The organism is Serratia sp. KG1D (assembly GCF_037150675.1).
Taxonomy (GTDB): domain Bacteria; phylum Pseudomonadota; class Gammaproteobacteria; order Enterobacterales; family Enterobacteriaceae; genus Serratia; species Serratia nematodiphila.
Map to the genome: position 1 here is coordinate 75,863 of NZ_JBAGIH010000006.1, position 16,568 is coordinate 92,430.

15 protein-coding genes are annotated in these 16,568 nt (G+C 60.6%); 6 read left to right on the plus strand and 9 right to left on the minus strand.

The window, feature by feature from the left end; translation table 11 throughout:
- Positions 1–25 precede the first annotated feature (25 nt).
- The 8 genes from WFM45_RS22555 to pilM form a co-directional block, all read right to left on the minus strand.
- Positions 26–1,039, minus strand: coding sequence for an SPOR domain-containing protein (locus WFM45_RS22555; RefSeq protein WP_033631917.1), 1,014 nt, complete (start codon positions 1,037–1,039; stop codon positions 26–28).
- Positions 1,040–1,195: 156 nt separating this feature from the next.
- Positions 1,196–2,296: a 3-dehydroquinate synthase gene (aroB, locus tag WFM45_RS22560; protein WP_048326338.1), complete on the minus strand. Its 1,101-nt coding sequence runs from the start codon at positions 2,294–2,296 to the stop codon at positions 1,196–1,198.
- A gap of 106 nt (positions 2,297–2,402) precedes the next feature.
- On the minus strand, positions 2,403–2,924 hold the full coding sequence (aroK, locus tag WFM45_RS22565) for a shikimate kinase AroK (protein WP_004391482.1): 522 nt from the start codon (positions 2,922–2,924) through the stop codon (positions 2,403–2,405).
- Positions 2,925–3,273: 349 nt separating this feature from the next.
- A complete protein-coding gene (hofQ, locus tag WFM45_RS22570; protein WP_166445465.1) occupies positions 3,274–4,518 on the minus strand; it encodes a DNA uptake porin HofQ in 1,245 nt (414 codons plus the stop codon).
- Positions 4,515–4,874, minus strand: coding sequence for a HofP DNA utilization family protein (locus WFM45_RS22575; RefSeq protein ID WP_048326342.1), 360 nt, complete (start codon positions 4,872–4,874; stop codon positions 4,515–4,517). The genes hofQ and WFM45_RS22575 overlap by 4 nt, the downstream gene beginning before the upstream one ends.
- On the minus strand, positions 4,867–5,361 hold the full coding sequence (locus WFM45_RS22580; protein ID WP_166445466.1) for a hypothetical protein: 495 nt from the start codon (positions 5,359–5,361) through the stop codon (positions 4,867–4,869). The genes WFM45_RS22575 and WFM45_RS22580 overlap by 8 nt, the downstream gene beginning before the upstream one ends.
- Positions 5,354–5,893: a PilN domain-containing protein gene (locus WFM45_RS22585; protein WP_004930306.1), complete on the minus strand. Its 540-nt coding sequence runs from the start codon at positions 5,891–5,893 to the stop codon at positions 5,354–5,356. Before WFM45_RS22585 ends, WFM45_RS22580 begins: the two co-directional genes overlap by 8 nt.
- The gene (pilM, locus tag WFM45_RS22590) at positions 5,893–6,726 is read right to left on the minus strand and encodes a pilus assembly protein PilM (RefSeq protein WP_085337635.1); all 834 of its coding nucleotides are present in this window, start codon (positions 6,724–6,726) and stop codon (positions 5,893–5,895) included. The genes WFM45_RS22585 and pilM overlap by 1 nt, the downstream gene beginning before the upstream one ends.
- A gap of 121 nt (positions 6,727–6,847) precedes the next feature.
- On the opposite strand from pilM, the gene mrcA reads away from it, so the two are divergent.
- A complete protein-coding gene (gene mrcA / locus WFM45_RS22595; RefSeq protein WP_031300057.1) occupies positions 6,848–9,406 on the plus strand; it encodes a peptidoglycan glycosyltransferase/peptidoglycan DD-transpeptidase MrcA in 2,559 nt (852 codons plus the stop codon).
- 52 nt (positions 9,407–9,458) lie between these two features.
- Here the strand turns inward: mrcA and nudE are convergent, their stop codons facing one another.
- Positions 9,459–10,013: an ADP compounds hydrolase NudE gene (nudE, locus tag WFM45_RS22600; RefSeq protein ID WP_015379304.1), complete on the minus strand. Its 555-nt coding sequence runs from the start codon at positions 10,011–10,013 to the stop codon at positions 9,459–9,461.
- Between the two features lie 445 nt (positions 10,014–10,458).
- On the opposite strand from nudE, the gene WFM45_RS22605 reads away from it, so the two are divergent.
- From WFM45_RS22605 to pckA, 5 genes are all read left to right on the plus strand, one after another.
- Positions 10,459–12,594 carry an intracellular growth attenuator family protein gene (locus WFM45_RS22605; protein ID WP_015379305.1) on the plus strand — a complete coding sequence of 712 codons (2,136 nt, stop codon included), beginning with the start codon at positions 10,459–10,461 and terminating at the stop codon, positions 12,592–12,594.
- A 98-nt stretch (positions 12,595–12,692) separates the two neighbouring features.
- Complete coding sequence (gene yrfG, locus WFM45_RS22610) at positions 12,693–13,373, plus strand: GMP/IMP nucleotidase (protein WP_004930298.1); 681 nt, start codon at positions 12,693–12,695, stop codon at positions 13,371–13,373.
- Complete coding sequence (gene hslR, locus WFM45_RS22615; protein WP_015379306.1) at positions 13,370–13,777, plus strand: ribosome-associated heat shock protein Hsp15; 408 nt, start codon at positions 13,370–13,372, stop codon at positions 13,775–13,777. Before yrfG ends, hslR begins: the two co-directional genes overlap by 4 nt.
- A 25-nt stretch (positions 13,778–13,802) precedes the next feature.
- Positions 13,803–14,681: an Hsp33 family molecular chaperone HslO gene (gene hslO / locus WFM45_RS22620; RefSeq protein ID WP_015379307.1), complete on the plus strand. Its 879-nt coding sequence runs from the start codon at positions 13,803–13,805 to the stop codon at positions 14,679–14,681.
- A gap of 194 nt (positions 14,682–14,875) precedes the next feature.
- Positions 14,876–16,495 carry a phosphoenolpyruvate carboxykinase (ATP) gene (pckA, locus tag WFM45_RS22625; RefSeq protein ID WP_015379308.1) on the plus strand — a complete coding sequence of 540 codons (1,620 nt, stop codon included), beginning with the start codon at positions 14,876–14,878 and terminating at the stop codon, positions 16,493–16,495.
- The last annotated feature ends 73 nt before the right edge of the window (positions 16,496–16,568 follow it).

A 16,568-nucleotide genomic window follows, 5' to 3' on the forward strand; every position in this document is an offset into this window, starting at 1 on the left:
ACATCAGCGCACAAATTTAAATGATTTATTTTTTAAGATCTTGCTGCACTTGGTGTACAGGTCGGACCCATGGTTTTTTCGCCTGCACATCCGCCGGCAACGAAGCAATGGCGCGCTTCGCTTCTGCGGAAGAAGCATAGTTGCCGCTCACCAGCACGTACCACGGCTTGCCGTCACGCTTGGTGGCGTACACCAGGTAATTCTGCAGCTTCTGCTGTTTGGCGTAGGCGTTCAGCGTATCGGAACGCGAAGCGCTGCTCAGCTGCAAGGTATAGTGGCTGCCCGGCGCAGACTGCACAGAGCTGCCGCTGCTGGCGACCGCTCCCGCTTTCGCGGTGGAAGACGGCTTGGCCGGCGGCGTATACACCGTGGTCGGTGATTTATGCTGCGTTGCGGCCGGTTTGGCGGCGGCAGTTTTCGCCGGCGTTTTATGCTGTTGCGGCGCGGTTCCCTGCACAGGACGCGTCGCTTCGCGCGCTGCGGCGCCGCTCATCACCGTCGCCGGTGCGGTCGGCAACGTCGACGCTGCGCCGGTCATGCCTTGGGTCGCCGCATCCACCTGCCCCTGCTGCTGCGACAACGCATCCGCCATGTTGCCCGGCAAATCGACGCGCTGCTGCGCACCGCCCTGCTGAGGCTGCGTTTGCGCTTCGGTCGGCGTGCCGGAGATCGGCGGAACACTGACGTTCTGCGGTTGCTGCGGCTGAGTCGCGCTCACGCCGTTGTTATCGTGGGTATCCGTGGTACCGCCCGGCACGCCGTTGTTGGCGGTAGTCAGCGACGAAGAACCGGACAGGTTGATATCGCGGGCTCCGCCGTTTTGCGCGCCGTTCTCCTGAGCCGCTTCATGTTTGGTCGGCGCCTTCAGGGCGGAACCGATGCCGATAATCAGCAGCAGCAGCACCAAAATGCCGATGCCAATCATCAAATGTTGGCGCGAAACGGCGAAGCGCGGCGCGGCGGCCGGCTTGCGCGAGCGCGTAGGGCGACGATCGCTGCTATCAGGTCTGAGATCGTCTTCCGGTTTAAACTCGTCCATCTGAAACCCTCCAACTAGAGGCAAAAGCCCACCACCGTAGACCTACCGTGGCACGGGCAGATTAACCCGATGATGGCAAAGCGACACCCGTCGTGCTCTGCTCACTGTATTAATATAGATGCAAATGGCGGCTAAGCCACTGTTACTTAGTCCGATTTAATTACGCGTCTGCTCAGGCAGGCAGGCGGCGATCGACGCCAACACCAGCTCATGCCCTACGCCGCCGCGCACTTCCGCCGCACCGATCGCGGTCGGCAGCACCAGGCGCAGTTCACCCGCCAGCACTTTCTTGTCGCGCAGCATGTGCGGCAGATAGGATCCCGGCGTCATTTCCTGCGGCCCGCAGACCGGCAAGCCGGCGCGCAGCAGCAGCGTTTTGATGCGTTCGATATCTTCAACGGAGAACTGGCCGAGACGGTGCGCGGTTTCCGCCGCCATCACCATGCCCGCAGCCACCGCTTCGCCGTGCAGCCATACGCCGTAGCCCATTTCGGCTTCGATGGCGTGGCCGTAAGTATGGCCCAGATTCAGCAAGGCGCGCAGGCCGCTTTCGCGTTCGTCGGCGGCCACCACCTCGGCCTTGAGCTCACAGCAGCGGCGGATACAGTAGGCCAACGCCTGCATATCCAGCGCCATCAGCGCATCGATGTTGTTTTCCAACCAGACGAAGAACTCGCGATCGAGGATGATCCCGTATTTGATGACTTCTGCCAGGCCGGAAGAGAGTTCACGCGTCGGCAAGGTTTTCAGGCAATCCAGATCAACCACCACCGAAGCGGGTTGATAGAAAGCGCCAATCATGTTTTTACCGAGCGGGTGGTTGACGGCGGTCTTGCCGCCCACGGAAGAGTCCACCTGCGACAACAACGTGGTGGGAACCTGAATAAAGCGCACGCCGCGTTGGTAGCACGCGGCGGCAAAGCCGGTCAGATCGCCGACAACGCCGCCGCCGAGGGCGATCAGCGTGGTATCACGCCCGTGCGGTTTTTCCAGCAGCGCCGAAAACACCTGCTCCAACACCGCCAGAGATTTGTACTGCTCACCATCGGGAAGGATCACCTGATCCACCACGACGCCGCCCTGCTCCAACACCTGCCGGACACGCTCCAGATAAAGCGGCGCCAGGGTCTGGTTGGTGACCAACATCGCTTGCTCACCCGCCTTCAACGGCATAAAAGAAGCCGGATCGTTAAACAATCCGGCGGCGATGGTAATCGGGTAGCTGCGCTCCCCAAGCGTTACAGTAATTCTCTCCATGTCGCGCTCAGTTCTCTGTATGGTGCGGCGGTGGTTGATCCCCGCTGCGGCGGGGAACACAAATCAGTTTTCCGCATTGGCCGACGGCGAACGCGGAAAGCGGCAATCAGTTGCTTTCCAGCATGTTGATGATCTGGTTGGCAACCACTTTAGCGCTCTGATCGTCGGTGCGGATGGTGACATCGGCAATCTCTTCATACAACGGATTGCGCTCTTTCGCCAAGGCTTCCAGCACTTCACGCGGCGGAGAATCGACCTGCAGCAGCGGGCGTTTTTTATCACGCTGGGTACGAGCAAGCTGCTTCTCGATCGTGGTTTCCAGATAGACCACCACACCGCGCGCGGACAGACGGTTGCGCGTTTCGCGCGACTTCACCGAACCGCCGCCGGTCGCCAACACAATCCCTTGTTTTTCCGTCAGTTCATTAATGACTTTTTCTTCACGATCGCGGAAACCTTCTTCCCCTTCCACGTCGAATACCCAGCCCACGTCAGCTCCGGTACGTCGCTCAATTTCTTGATCGGAGTCGAAGAACTCCATATTGAGTTGCTGAGCTAACTGACGGCCAATAGTGCTTTTGCCGGCACCCATAGGCCCAACCAGAAAGATATTGCGTTTCTCTGCCATGTTTTTCGGTATTACTAAGACAATTCGTTAATGTTAACCCGCCCCGCCAATCAAATCAGCGGCGGGACCTAAACTGAAACCTCATGAGCGATAGTGCGAGATCAGACGAAAAATTATCTCAACACTCTTGGTAGTTTGGCAACCGAATAAATCGCAATCCACGCCGCGGGAGGGAAACCATATGTTTTTAACGGCGTCTTGACGCTAACAAAAAACCTCGGTGCTCAATTCGGTAACCCTTGTAAGCTAAATCGGCCGCAGCGTCAAACGCAGATCCCCCCAAGGAGATAAAAAAGTGTATCTGCTCATCAACTTTAGGAGATTTGCCGCCCGGCCGACAGGCCGCCGCTTATCCCTTAATCAGGGTCGGCGTAATGAAGATCACCAGCTCGCGTTTTTTCTGTTGTGCGCCGCTTTGTCGGAACAAGCCTCCCAATAACGGCACATCCCCCAACCCCGGCACCTTGTCCGCCGTCTTGCCGCTATGCCGTTGAAAAATACCGCCGAGCACCAGGGTTTCACCGTTTTTCACCGTGATCTGCGTCTTAATCTCCTGTTTATCGATGGTCAGTGCCTCACCCGCCCCGCGGCTGATGGCGCGCCCCGGCATATTTTGGCTGATGTGCAGCGTCAGCGTGATGCGCCCGTCCGGCAACACTTTCGGTGTCACCTCCATGCCCAGCACCGCCTCTTTGAACTCGATGGCAGTCGCACCGCTGGCGCCGCTTGACACTTCGTAAGGGATCTCGGTTCCCTGCTTGATACTGGCGGTTTGCAGGTGCGCCGTCAGCAGGCGTGGACTGGCGATGATCTCCACCTGATTCTCCTGCTCCAGCGCCGTCAGCTCCAGGCTCAGCAAACGCCCGCTGATGCGCGCCAGATGGAAACCGGCGTTCACCGCGCTGCGCTCCAGCGGCAGGTTGACACCGACATTGCCCGGCCGCAACGGCCGCGCCGGCCTGTCGTCGGGCGCCAACCCCCAACGCACGCCAAGCTCACGCAGGCTTTCGCGGTTGATGGTCACGATATGCGCCGCCAGTTGCACCTGCGCCAGCGGCGCGTCCATTTCCGTTACCCGCTTTTTCAACTGCGTCAGGATTGGCGCAGTGTCGCGCAGCAGCAGCGTATTGGTGCGTTTATCCGCCAACACGCTGCCACGCTCGCTCAGCAACGCGCCACGTTGGGCGTTGAGGCTTTCGGCAATTTCCGCCGCATCGCCGTTCTGTAACGTCAAGGTCAGGCTGTGCAGCGGTTGCCGCTGCGCCAACGCCTCTCGCTGCTGCCTTTTTTCCTGTGCGTCCGGCTCCGGCGAGATCAGTATCACGTTGCCTTCCCGCGTCATCGCCAGTTTGCCCATGCGCAGGGTCAACGCCAGCGCCTGCGGCCAGGGCACATTCTCCAGCCGCAGCGTCAGGTTGCCGCTCACGCCGGGCGCGGCGATCAGGTTCATCTGCCGATAATCCGCCAACGCCTGCAGGATGACCGTGACCGGCGCATCCTGAAATTCCAGGGAAACCCGCTGCTTATCCTGCGCCTGCGCGCTGCCGAGCGCCAGACACCACAGCGCCAAGCCCAATCCAACACATCCTTTCATGGTTTGCCATCCTTGTTGTCCATCATGAGCGAGACGTCGCCCTGGCTCGCCGGGCAATCTGGTTCGGCCATCAGCGCCTTTAACGTCAGGCTACGCGCCTGCACCTGCGTCACCTGCCAGCGCTCGGCCAGCACCCGTTGCTGCGGCCGCAGGCGCAACCATTGCCCCGCCGGCGTCACCACCCAGCCATAGCGCAGCGTCGGTTGCCCGATGACGCCTTTCAGTCGCCAGCCCGCCGGCGACGCCTCCGTTTGGGCACAAGCAGGCATCGGCAGCGGCGCAAACGGGTCGCGCGGCTCAGCGCACAATGCCCATGGCCATAGCAACCACCACCAACGGCAGGGTCTTTTACTCATTGGGCTGATCCTCGGTGGCATCCTGCAAAACCAACCGCGCCGTCATGCCAAGGGACGGCGTCTCCACGCTCAGCTGCTCAAGGCGTACATCGGTGGGCAGCGTCTCCAGCAGCGCCAGCAAACCGGCGTAGTCAATGCGCAAGCTCAGCGTTTGCCGCGGCGGTTTTTCCTGCCGCTGCCAGCGCAACAACGCGCCTCCCGCCCGTTGCAGCACGCTCGCCAGATCGCCGGTGGTGGACGGAGGTAGCGGCGCCGCCGGGATAGCGGTTTCCGGCACCTCGTCCAGTTGGCGTTGCACCATGGCGATCTGTTGCAACAGACGCTGTTGCCGCTCCGCCGCGCTTTCCCGCTGACGCCATTCGTCTTGCAGCATCCAGCCGCCGCCCAACAGCGCCAACGTGCCGATACCCAACCCTTGCGACAGCAGTAATAGCCAGCCCGGCAAGCTCAGCCAGAGACGCAGCCCGGATGACAAATGGTTATCCATCTCGCCCCCACTGCGCCGCCAGATGAAAGGTGTACAGGCCGTCGTCGCGTTGCGCCACCTCAGCCAAACGCAACCGCGGCAACGCAGGCATCCCCGCCAGCCGCCGTTCGAACTGCGTGATGGCCGCAGGAGAGCGGCTCAATCCACGCAGCCGCAGGCCGTTCACCGCATCACTCTCCATCGCCGTGAGCCACAGCGGTGGAGGAATGCTGGAGGACAATTGCTGCAGCAGCTGAAAATAACGCCGGTTATGTTGGGCGTTGCTCGCCTGCCGTTCGGCGCGGGCGCGGTGCAGCGCCCGCTGCGCCCGCTCTTGCTGTTGCTGACGGGCGAGCAACGTCAGTGCCGCCAGCTCTTCACCCAGCATCGCCAGCCGCGCCTGCCGCTGCGCCTGTTGGTGACGCAACTGGCCGGCGACCAGGAACAGCGCCAGCAGCAGTGCCGTTAGCTGCAACAGCAGCACGCCCAACCAAAAATAGCCGCGTCGCCGCTCGCGGCGTTGTCGCCAGGGCAGAAAGTTGACCTGATACATCAGCGATCCTCCTCGCGCAGCGCCAGGCCACCGGCCAACGCGAACGCCGAAGGATGCGCAGGCAACGGCGGACGCAGCTGCGTGAAGGCGCTGAGCGGCGACCAGGCAAGGCAACCGGCGGGCAAGGCACCCGCCAGCACCCTGCCGGCATAGATGGGCCGATCGTCGCCCGCCGGCATCTGGGCTTGCAGCGCCCGCAGCGCCTGCGCGTCATCGTCGCCCGGCGCCAGACCAAAGGCGAACGCGCCGTCAGCCGGCGCCACCCACAGCCATTCTCGTTCGAGACGGTGCATTAGCCCCGCGGCGGGCGGCACGCCTGCCGCCGTCGCCATCATCCGCAGCGCGCAGGGGGTGATATCGACCGCTTGCGGATGCAGGCCAGCCTGACGCAGACAATGCAGCCACTGCTGCAGCTCCTGCCGCCGCGCGGCGGTCAGCAACAGCGCCGCCTCATCCGCCGGCGCGGTGCGATAGTCGAGCGCCAGCGTCTGGCCGTCGAGCGGAAACTGCTTCACACCGTGGCCGCCGATATAGTCGCTGCGTTCCGGCTCGCGCAGCCGCGCGTCCGGCTGCGCCATGCGTTGCTGCAACACGCGCTGCGCCGGCAGGGCAATGCGTAAGGAAATATGTCGCGGCAGTTGGACGCGCCATTGCCGCAGCGCCCGGATAAGAAATTCGGAAGGTTCCAGACAGCCATCGCGTAAAACCGCCTGCGGCAGCGCCTGCTGCCACCAGTGGCGCAACTGCCAGCCGTTGCGGCGGCGTTGAGCCGCCACCGCCCGCACGCAGTCGATTTGTATATCCAGCCCCACCTGCCATGCTTGAGGGAACATGTTTCGCAAGCCTCCATAACATCAGATGATAAAAGAACATATCCATGTCGCAGGCTTGCCTTTATACTACCGCGCGGTTGTTTATAAACTGCCCAAATGACTTAGAAATGGGAAATCTCAGGTGAAGTTCGTAAAGTATTTACTAATCCTTGCAGTATGTTGCATCGTGCTGGGAGCAGCCTCGATTTTCGGCTTGTACAAATATGTCGAGCCGCAGCTGCCCGACGTCGCAACGCTGAAAGATGTGCGGCTGCAGATACCGATGCAGGTCTACAGCGCCGATGGCGAACTGATCGCCCAATATGGCGAGAAACGCCGCATTCCGCTGAAACTGGATCAAATTCCGCCGGTGATGGTGCACGCATTCATCGCCACCGAAGACAGCCGCTTCTATGATCACCATGGCGTCGATCCGGTCGGCATCTTCCGCGCCGCCTCCATCGCGTTGGTCTCCGGCCACGCTTCGCAGGGGGCCAGTACCATTACCCAACAGCTGGCGCGTAACTTCTTCTTAAGCCCGGAACGCACCCTGATGCGTAAAATCAAGGAAGCCTTCCTGGCGGTGCGCATCGAGCAGATGCTCACCAAGGACGAAATCCTTGAGCTGTATCTGAACAAGATCTATCTGGGTTACCGCGCCTACGGCGTGGGCGCCGCCGCGCAGGTCTATTTCGGCAAAGACGTCAGCCAGCTGACCCTGAGCGAAATGGCGACCATCGCCGGCCTGCCGAAAGCGCCATCCACCTTCAACCCGCTCTATTCGCACGATCGCGCCGTTGCCCGTCGCAACGTGGTGCTGTCGCGCATGCTGGACGAACACTACATCACGCAGGCGCAGTACGATCAGGCGCGCTCCGAAGACCTGGTCGCCAATTACCATGCGCCGGAAATCAGCTTCTCCGCCCCGTATCTCTCCGAGATGGTGCGTCAGGAGATGATCAAGCGCTACGGTGAAAACGCCTATACCGACGGTTATAAGGTTTACACCACCGTGACCAAACGGCTGCAGCTGGCGGCGCAGGAATCGGTGCGCAATAACGTGTTGGCCTATGACATGCGCCACGGCTATCGCGGCCCGTCAAACGTGCTGTGGAAAGTCGGCGAAGCGGCCTGGGATCGCAAACAGATTGTCGACTCGCTGAAAAACCTGCCGAACTACGGCCCGCTGGCGCCGGCGGTGATCACCGCCGCCAACCCGCAGGAAGCGACGGCGATGCTGGCCGACGGCAGCAGCATTGCCCTGCCGATGGCGACCATGCGCTGGGCGCGCCCATACCGTTCGGACACTCAGCAAGGCCCAACGCCGAAACGCGTCACCGACGTAGTGCAGGCCGGCCAGCAAGTGTGGGTGCGTAAAGTGAACGAAGCCTGGTGGCTGTCGCAGGTGCCGGACGTCAACTCGGCGCTGGTCTCTATCAACCCGAACGACGGCGCGGTGAAAGCGCTGGTTGGCGGCTTCGACTTTAATCAGAGCAAGTTCAACCGCGTCACGCAGGCCCTGCGTCAGGTGGGCTCGAACATCAAACCGTTCCTGTACACCGCCGCGATGGATAAAGGCCTGACGCTGGCCACCATTCTGAATGACTTGCCGATTACCCGTTGGGATGCCGGCGCCGGCACCGACTGGCGGCCGAAGAACTCGCCGCCGACCTACGACGGCCCGATTCGCCTGCGACAGGGATTGGGGCAATCGAAGAACGTGGTGATGGTGCGTGCGATGCGCGCGATGGGCGTCGACTACGCGGCGGAATATCTGCAGCGCTTCGGCTTCCCGGCGCAGAATATCGTGCATACCGAATCGCTGGCGCTGGGGTCCGCCTCCTTCACCCCGATGCAGCTGGTGCGCGGCTACGCGGTGCTGGCGAACGGCGGTTACCTGGTCGATCCGTACTTCATCACCAAAATTGAAGACGATAACGGCAATACGGTGTTCGAGGCCAAACCGAAAGTGGTGTGCGGCAGCTGTAACCTGCCGGTGATCTACGGCGATACCCACCGTTCAGCGGTGCTGTCCGACGACAACATCGAAAACGTCGCCACCTCGCAGGAAGGCAACAACAGCACGGTGCCGATGCCTCAGCTGGAGCAAGTCACCCCGGCTCAGGTACAGCAGGACGGCGACCAACAGTATGCGCCGCACGTCATCAGCACACAGCTGGCCTTCCTTATCCACGACGCGCTGAACAGCAACATCTTCGGCGAACCGGGTTGGATGGGTACCGCCTGGCGCGCCGGCCGCGATCTGAAACGTCATGATATCGGCGGCAAAACCGGTACCACCAACAGTTCCAAGGACGCCTGGTTCTCCGGCTATGGCCCGGATACCGTGACCTCGGTGTGGATCGGTTTTGACGATCACCGCCGCGACCTGGGCCGTTCGACGGTATCCGGCGCTATCCCGGATCAGATTTCCGGCGGTGAAGGCGGTGCCAAGAGCGCCCAGCCGGCGTGGGACGACTTTATGAAAACCGCGCTGGAAGGCATCCCAGAGCAGAAAGTCACGCCGCCGCCGGGCATCATCAGCGTCACCATCGACAAGAGCAGCGGCAAGCTCTCTGGCGGTGGCGGCGGCAGCCGTTCCGAGTACTTCATCGAAGGAACGCAGCCGACGGATTACCCATCGCGCGATACCGGCACCACCTTGACCGATCCGGGCGGCGAAAGCCACGAGCTGTTCTGATCGAAAAGGGCCAGAGAAATCTGGCCCTTTTTTTTATTCGGCGTGAAACGTATCAGCGCGACGCGCGCAAAAATGCCTCGGAAAGGAACAGCGCGCTGACGTTGCGCGCCTCGCGGAAATCCGGTTCCGCCAGCAGCGCCATCATGTTGGCGATCGGCCAGCGCACCTGCGGCAAGGGCTCCGGTTCATCCCCTTCCAGGCTCTGCGGATAGAGATCGTGCGCCAGCACGATATTCATTTTGCTGGAAAAGTAGGACGGCGCCATCGTCAGCTTACTGAGAAAATCAAAGCGTTTCGCGCCGTACCCCACCTCTTCCATCAGCTCGCGGTTGGCCGCCTCCAGCACCCCTTCACCGGGATCGATCAGCCCTTTCGGGAACCCCAGCTCATAGGATTCGGTGCCGACCGCATATTCGCGGATCAGCAGCAGGTCATCGCCAATCACCGGCACGATCATCACCGCTTCGCGATCCGAAGGCCGCATGCGCTCATACACCCGCCGAACACCGTTGCTGAATTCCAAATCGACCGACTCGACGTTAAATAAACGCGAACGCGCGACCGTTTCCACTTTCAGAATTTTAGGTTTTTGCAGGTGTTTATCCATGATTGCCTCAAAGAGGTTACCCAGGCGCGGACGGGGCAACCGAAAAAATGATTGGCGTAACGCACGGCTCATTGGCGCTCAAACGCTGACCAAATTCGATCCTGATCACATTGTGCGTTAAGGGCAAGCTCCGCCGCAACGCGCATGAACAGTAATTTACTTTCTTTTAACAAGCGTAGCCAGCGGCCGGCGATTTTCCGTACTGATTCAGCAAACAGCGCGCAAGAAAATAGGATAATACCGATATCGACGGCAGAGGCCGGTTGCTAGTATCACGCAGGCAAGAATCAGTGATAAAATGGCCTTGCGTCATGAAGGAATGAGATCCAGAGCGAGAATCTGTTTGTTCCCTCATTAGTTCTGGGTGCCTCCTGGCGGTTTACTCCGTATAATATTCAGCTTTTCATCAGGTTGGCGAAATTCACGGGTGTGAGATGGGGATTGCATGAGCACAATAGTGTTGATATTGGCCTTAGTGCTTGTCTGCCTGATTGCCGCCGGCCTGTACCTGTGGTTCAAGGCCCGCAACCCGTCGGCGCTGGCGCACGCATTGCCGTTTATCAAGCCTGCCCACCGCAAGCTGACCGACGAAGAGCGCGCCGCGGTCGAGTTCTATCTCAGTCAGCAAAACAAACTGAGCAACAAACTGTTGCCCGGCGGCGGCGCTACGCTGCCCGCGGCCAAGCTGGCGCTCACCCCGCAAAGCGATAACGTATATCCGGTCACGCACGCCATCACCCGCTACGGGCTGGCCAGCGACGATCCCAATAAATGGCGCTATTACCTCGACGCGGAAGAGGTGCATCTGCCGCCGTTTTGGGAACCCTATATCACCGCCGACAACCATGTGGAAGTGATCAGAACCCAGACGCTGCCGCTGGTGATTTCGCTCAACGGGCACTCGCTGAAAGATCACATTCACGACCGGCCGCAGCCGCCGGTGGTGGCCGCCACGCCGACCAAAAACGCGTCCATCCGCAAGGAAGAGAGCGAGCATGTCGAGCTGGTCAATATTCGCAAGGAAACGCCGGAAGAGCATGCGCTGAACCGGCCGAACGGCATCCGCGAAGCCGTCATCATCTCCGCCGCACTGCTGCTGCTGTTCTTCAGCCTGATAAGCCCGGTGCTGGTTATCCCCTGGATGATTTTTGTGGCGGTGCTGATGATCGCCTGGGGATGCTGGAACCTGTTCCGCCGTCCGGCATCGCGTGAGCTGAAAGAGATCCACTGCCTGCGCGGCACGCCGAAGCGCTGGGGCCTGTTCGGCGAGTCCGATCAGGGGCAGATCAGCAACATTTCGCTTGGCATCATCGATCTTATCTACCCGCCGCATTGGCAGCCGTACCTGACTCAGGATCTGGGCAAGACCACCGATGTGGACGTCTACCTCAATCGGCAGGTAGTGCGCCAGGGGCGCTTCCTCTCGCTGCATGACGAAGTGAAGAATTTCCCGCTGCAGCAGTGGGGCCGCAACGCGGTGCTGGTCGCCAGCTCGGCGCTGGTACTGCTGTTGCTGTTGATCTATATCCCGCTCAACCTGCCGCTGACCCTCAGCATGGCCTGGCTGCAGGGTGCGCAAAAAGTGGAAGTGACCAGCGTGCAGGCCCTGGAAGCCACGCCGCTGCGCATCGGCGACACGCTGAAAGTGCGCGGCAGCGGCATGTGCTATGTGCCGCCGCCGGCCAACGGTGGCGGCACCGTCAATTTTGCGCCGTTCGACTGCTCCGGCATCTATTGGAACAACGCCGCCCCGCTGCCGCAGCCGGAATCGGAAGTCATAGACAAAGCGACGGCCCTGCTGGCCACGGTCAACAGCCAGCTGCATCCGAGCGGCGCCGATCAGAAGGTCAACCCGCAGCTGGCCAGCGCCATCGAGAAATCCGGCATGATCCTGTTGGATGACTTCTCTGATATCGTTTTGAAAACGCAGGATTTATGTCAGGCAGAAAACGACTGCGTGCGGTTAAAAAACGCCTTGGTCAACCTGGGCAACGCCAAAAACTGGAGCGGCCTGATGAAACGCGCCAGGTCCGGCGCGCTGCAAGGCGTCAACGTTCTGCTGCGCCCGGTGAGCGCCGAGTCACTGGAAAGCCTGACCAAAGTGGCCACGTCATCGTTCATCTTCAATGAAACGCGCCTGGCCGCCGCGGCGCTCAACAGCCCGCCACCGGGAGGTTTCCTGATCCGCAGCGACGAAGGCCGCCAACTGGTCAGCCACCCGCAATCCTCGGTGCCGCAAAGCGAATACAACGCCCTCGACCAGTGGAATGAGCTGCAGCGCCTTTCCACTCTGCTGTTGCATACCCCTTTCCAGGCCCAGGGGGTGATCACCAGCCTCAGCGTCGATGCCAACGGCACCCGCCACGTGGCGCTGCACAGCGAACCGGACATGATCACCCTGTGGCGCTACCTCGGCACCAGCCTGCTGTTGCTGGCGGTGGTCGTCAGCCTGGGCTATAACGCCTGGCGGCTGGTGCAGCGTCGGCGCATCAATCAACACCGCGTCGCCGATATCCAGCGTTACTACGACAGCTGCTTCAACCCGCAGCTCAATCCGATGTCGATGCGGCCGATGCCCTGAACCTGACGCCGGGGCCTCCGCCCTGTCATCTGCTTATGCTACGCTAACGCTATTATTCTCATCTGCGGACCGCCCGTCGGTTCGCCCGTGGAGTTTTTATGGTTCCCGAGTTTGATTGGCCGCAGATCGATACCGTGCTGCTGGATATGGACGGCACCTTGCTGGATCTGGAATTCGACAGCCACTTTTGGCTCAGCCTGGTGCCGCAAGCGCTGAGCGAAAGGCGCGCCATTCCGTTTGACGAAGCCCGCAATATTATTGAGCGGGAATATCAGGCGGTGCAGCACACCATGAATTGGTATTGCTTCGATTACTGGAGCGAGCGGTTGGATCTGGATATCTACCGCATGACCAGCGAAGTGGGCAGCCGCGCCCGGCTGCGCGAGGACACCGAGCCATTTTTACGGGCGCTGCGCGGCGCCGGCCTGCAAACCATTTTGCTGACCAACGCCCATCCGCACAGCCTGGCGGTGAAAATCGAGCATACCGGTCTGGATCGGCACCTTGATTTATTGTTTTCCACCCACACATTTGGTTATCCGAAAGAAGATCAGCGTCTGTGGCAGGCGGTGCAACAGCACACCGGGTTCAACCCGCAGCGCACGCTGTTCGTCGACGACGGCGAGCCGATCCTCGACGCGGCGCGCACTTTCGGCATTCGTTACTGCCTGGGCGTGCAAAACCCGGACTCCAGCACGGCGGAGAAAAGCTTCCAGCGTCATCCGTCGATGCGCGACTATCGCCTGCTGATACCGGCGCTGGCCAAGGGGGAAGCATGAAGGAAAAAGCGACGCGCGACGACGCGGTCCGGCTGGATAAGTGGCTGTGGGCCGCACGCTTCTACAAGACCCGCGCACTGGCGCGCGAAATGATCGACGGCGGCAAGGTGCATTACAACGGCCAGCGCGGCAAGCCGAGCAAGATTGTCGAACTTAACGCCGAGCTCAAGCTGCGGCAGGGCAACGAAGAACGTACGGTGATCGTGCTGGCGCTGACCAGCCAACGCCGCGGCGCCGGCGAGGCGCAGCAAATGTATCAGGAAACCGAAGCCAGCATCGCCAACCGCGAAAAAATGGCGCTGGCGCGCAAGATGAACGCGTTGACCATGCCGCATCCGGACCGTCGTCCGGACAAAAAGGAGCGGCGCGACCTGATGAAATTTAAATTTGGTGAGCCGGAATAACCCCTCACCGCAATGAGAGAAGATTATGTCCAACCATGACCAATTGCACCGTTACCTGTTTGAAAACTACGCGGTGCGCGGCGAGCTGGTTACCGTCAGCGAAACCTATCAGCAGATCCTGAATAACCACGACTACCCGGCGCCGGTGCAAAAGCTGCTGGGTGAACTGCTGGTCGCCACCAGTCTGCTGACCGCCACCCTGAAGTTCGACGGCGACATCACCGTTCAGCTGCAAGGCGACGGCCCGCTGAAGCTGGCGGTGATCAACGGCAACAATCGCCAGGAGATGCGCGGCGTTGCGCGCACCCAGGCGCCTATCGCCGACGACAGCACCTTGCATCAGATGATCGGCAACGGCGTCATGGTCATCACCATTTCCCCGACGGAAGGCGAGCGCTATCAGGGCGTTGTCGGCCTGGAAGGTGAAACCCTGGCCGAATGCCTGGAAGCCTACTTCCGCCAGTCCGAACAGCTGCCAACCCGCCTGTTCATCCGCACCGGCGAAGCGGAAGGCAACGCCGCGGCGGCCGGCATGCTGCTGCAGGTGCTGCCGGCGCAGGACGGCAACCTCGATGATTTCGATCATCTGGTGCAACTGACCAACACGGTCAAAAGCGAAGAGCTGTTCGGCCTGCCGGCCAACGAAGTGTTGTACCGCCTGTACCATCAGGAAGAGGTCACCTTGTACGAACCGCAGGACGTGCAGTTCCGCTGCACCTGTTCTCGCCAGCGTTGCGCCGACGCGCTGCTGACCCTGCCGACCGACGAAGTGGCGGACATGCTGGAGCAGGACGGCAATATCGACATGCACTGCGACTACTGTGGCAGCCACTATGTCTTTGACCCGGTTGATGTTGCCGCGCTGTATGCGGGTAACACCGGCGAAAGCGACCAGTTGCACTAAGTTACACCCTTTCGGCGGGCGCGCCCGGCGCCCGCCAACGCCCGCCGTTTGCACGTTTGCTTTTTTCCGTGTGCTATCTCTCAGATCGTAACGAAATACCGCCTAAAACGTTAAATATTTGATACCCATCGCGGTTACGCACCGTTAGATCCCTACAATTGCCGCCAGAAATTCTGTGACCAAGGAGTAGTAACATGCGCGTTAAAGGTATAACCCCTCAGGATCTGGCCGCTTACGGCATTCACGACGTCAGCGAAATCGTTCACAACCCGAGCTATGAACTGCTGTTTAAGGAAGAAACAGACCCATCTCTGGAAGGTTTTGAGCGTGGGGTAGTCACCAAGCTGGGTGCCGTCTCCGTCGATACCGGCATCTTCACCGGCCGCTCGCCGAAAGACAAATACATCGTCCGCGACGACATCACCCGCGATACCGTGTGGTGGGCCGATCAGGGCAAAGGCAAGAACGACAACAAACCCCTCAGCCCGGAAGTGTGGGCCGATCTGAAACACCTGGTCACCGAACAACTGTCCGGCAAGCGCCTGTTCGTGGTGGATACCTTCTGCGGCGCCAACGCCGACTCGCGCCTGAAAGTGCGCTTCATCACCGAGGTGGCCTGGCAGGCGCACTTCGTGAAAAACATGTTTATCCGCCCGAGCGACGAAGAGCTGGCTGACTTCGAACCGGACTTCGTGGTGATGAACGGCGCCAAATGCACCAACCCGAACTGGCAGCAGCAAGGCCTGAACTCGGAGAACTTCGTCGCCTTCAACCTGACCGAGCGCATGCAGCTGATCGGCGGCACCTGGTACGGCGGCGAAATGAAGAAAGGCATGTTCTCGATGATGAACTACCTGTTGCCGCTGAAAGGCATCGCCTCGATGCACTGCTCGGCCAACGTGGGCGAGAAAGGCGACGTGGCGGTGTTCTTCGGCCTGTCCGGCACCGGCAAGACCACCCTCTCCACCGATCCTAAGCGTCAGTTGATCGGCGATGACGAGCACGGCTGGGACGACGACGGCGTGTTCAACTTCGAAGGCGGCTGCTACGCCAAGACCATCAAGCTGTCTGAAGAAGCCGAGCCGGACATCTACCACGCCATCAAACGCGATGCGCTGCTGGAAAACGTCACCGTGCTGGCCGACGGCAGCATCGACTTCAATGACGGTTCGAAAACCGAAAACACCCGCGTTTCTTACCCGATCTATCATATCCAGAACATCGTCAAGCCGGTGTCCAAGGCGGGTCACGCCACCAAGGTGATCTTCCTGACCGCCGACGCTTTCGGCGTGCTGCCGCCGGTATCGCGTCTGACCGCCAACCAGACTCAGTACCACTTCCTGTCCGGCTTCACCGCCAAACTGGCCGGCACCGAGCGCGGCGTAACCGAACCGACGCCAACCTTCTCCGCCTGCTTCGGCGCCGCGTTCCTGTCGCTGCACCCGACGCAGTACGCCGAAGTGCTGGTGAAACGCATGCAGGCCGCCGGCGCCCAGGCTTACCTGGTCAACACCGGCTGGAACGGCACCGGCAAACGCATCTCGATCAAAGATACGCGCGGCATCATCGACGCCATCCTGAGCGGTGAGATCGACAAGGCGGAAACCGTCACTCTGCCGATCTTCGATCTGGCGATGCCGACCGCGCTGCCGGGCGTGAATCCGGAGATCCTCGATCCGCGCAATACCTACGCCAGCCTCGAGCAGTGGCAGGAAAAAGCGCAGGATCTGGCCGAGCGCTTCATCACCAACTTCGACAAATACACCGATACGCCTGCAGGCGCCGCGCTGGTCAGCGCTGGCCCGAAGCTGTAATTCGGTAGCATTACCTCTTCAGCTAAGGCGCGGATCCCGCGCCTTTTTTTATTTTTATCGATTGCTTTTTAAC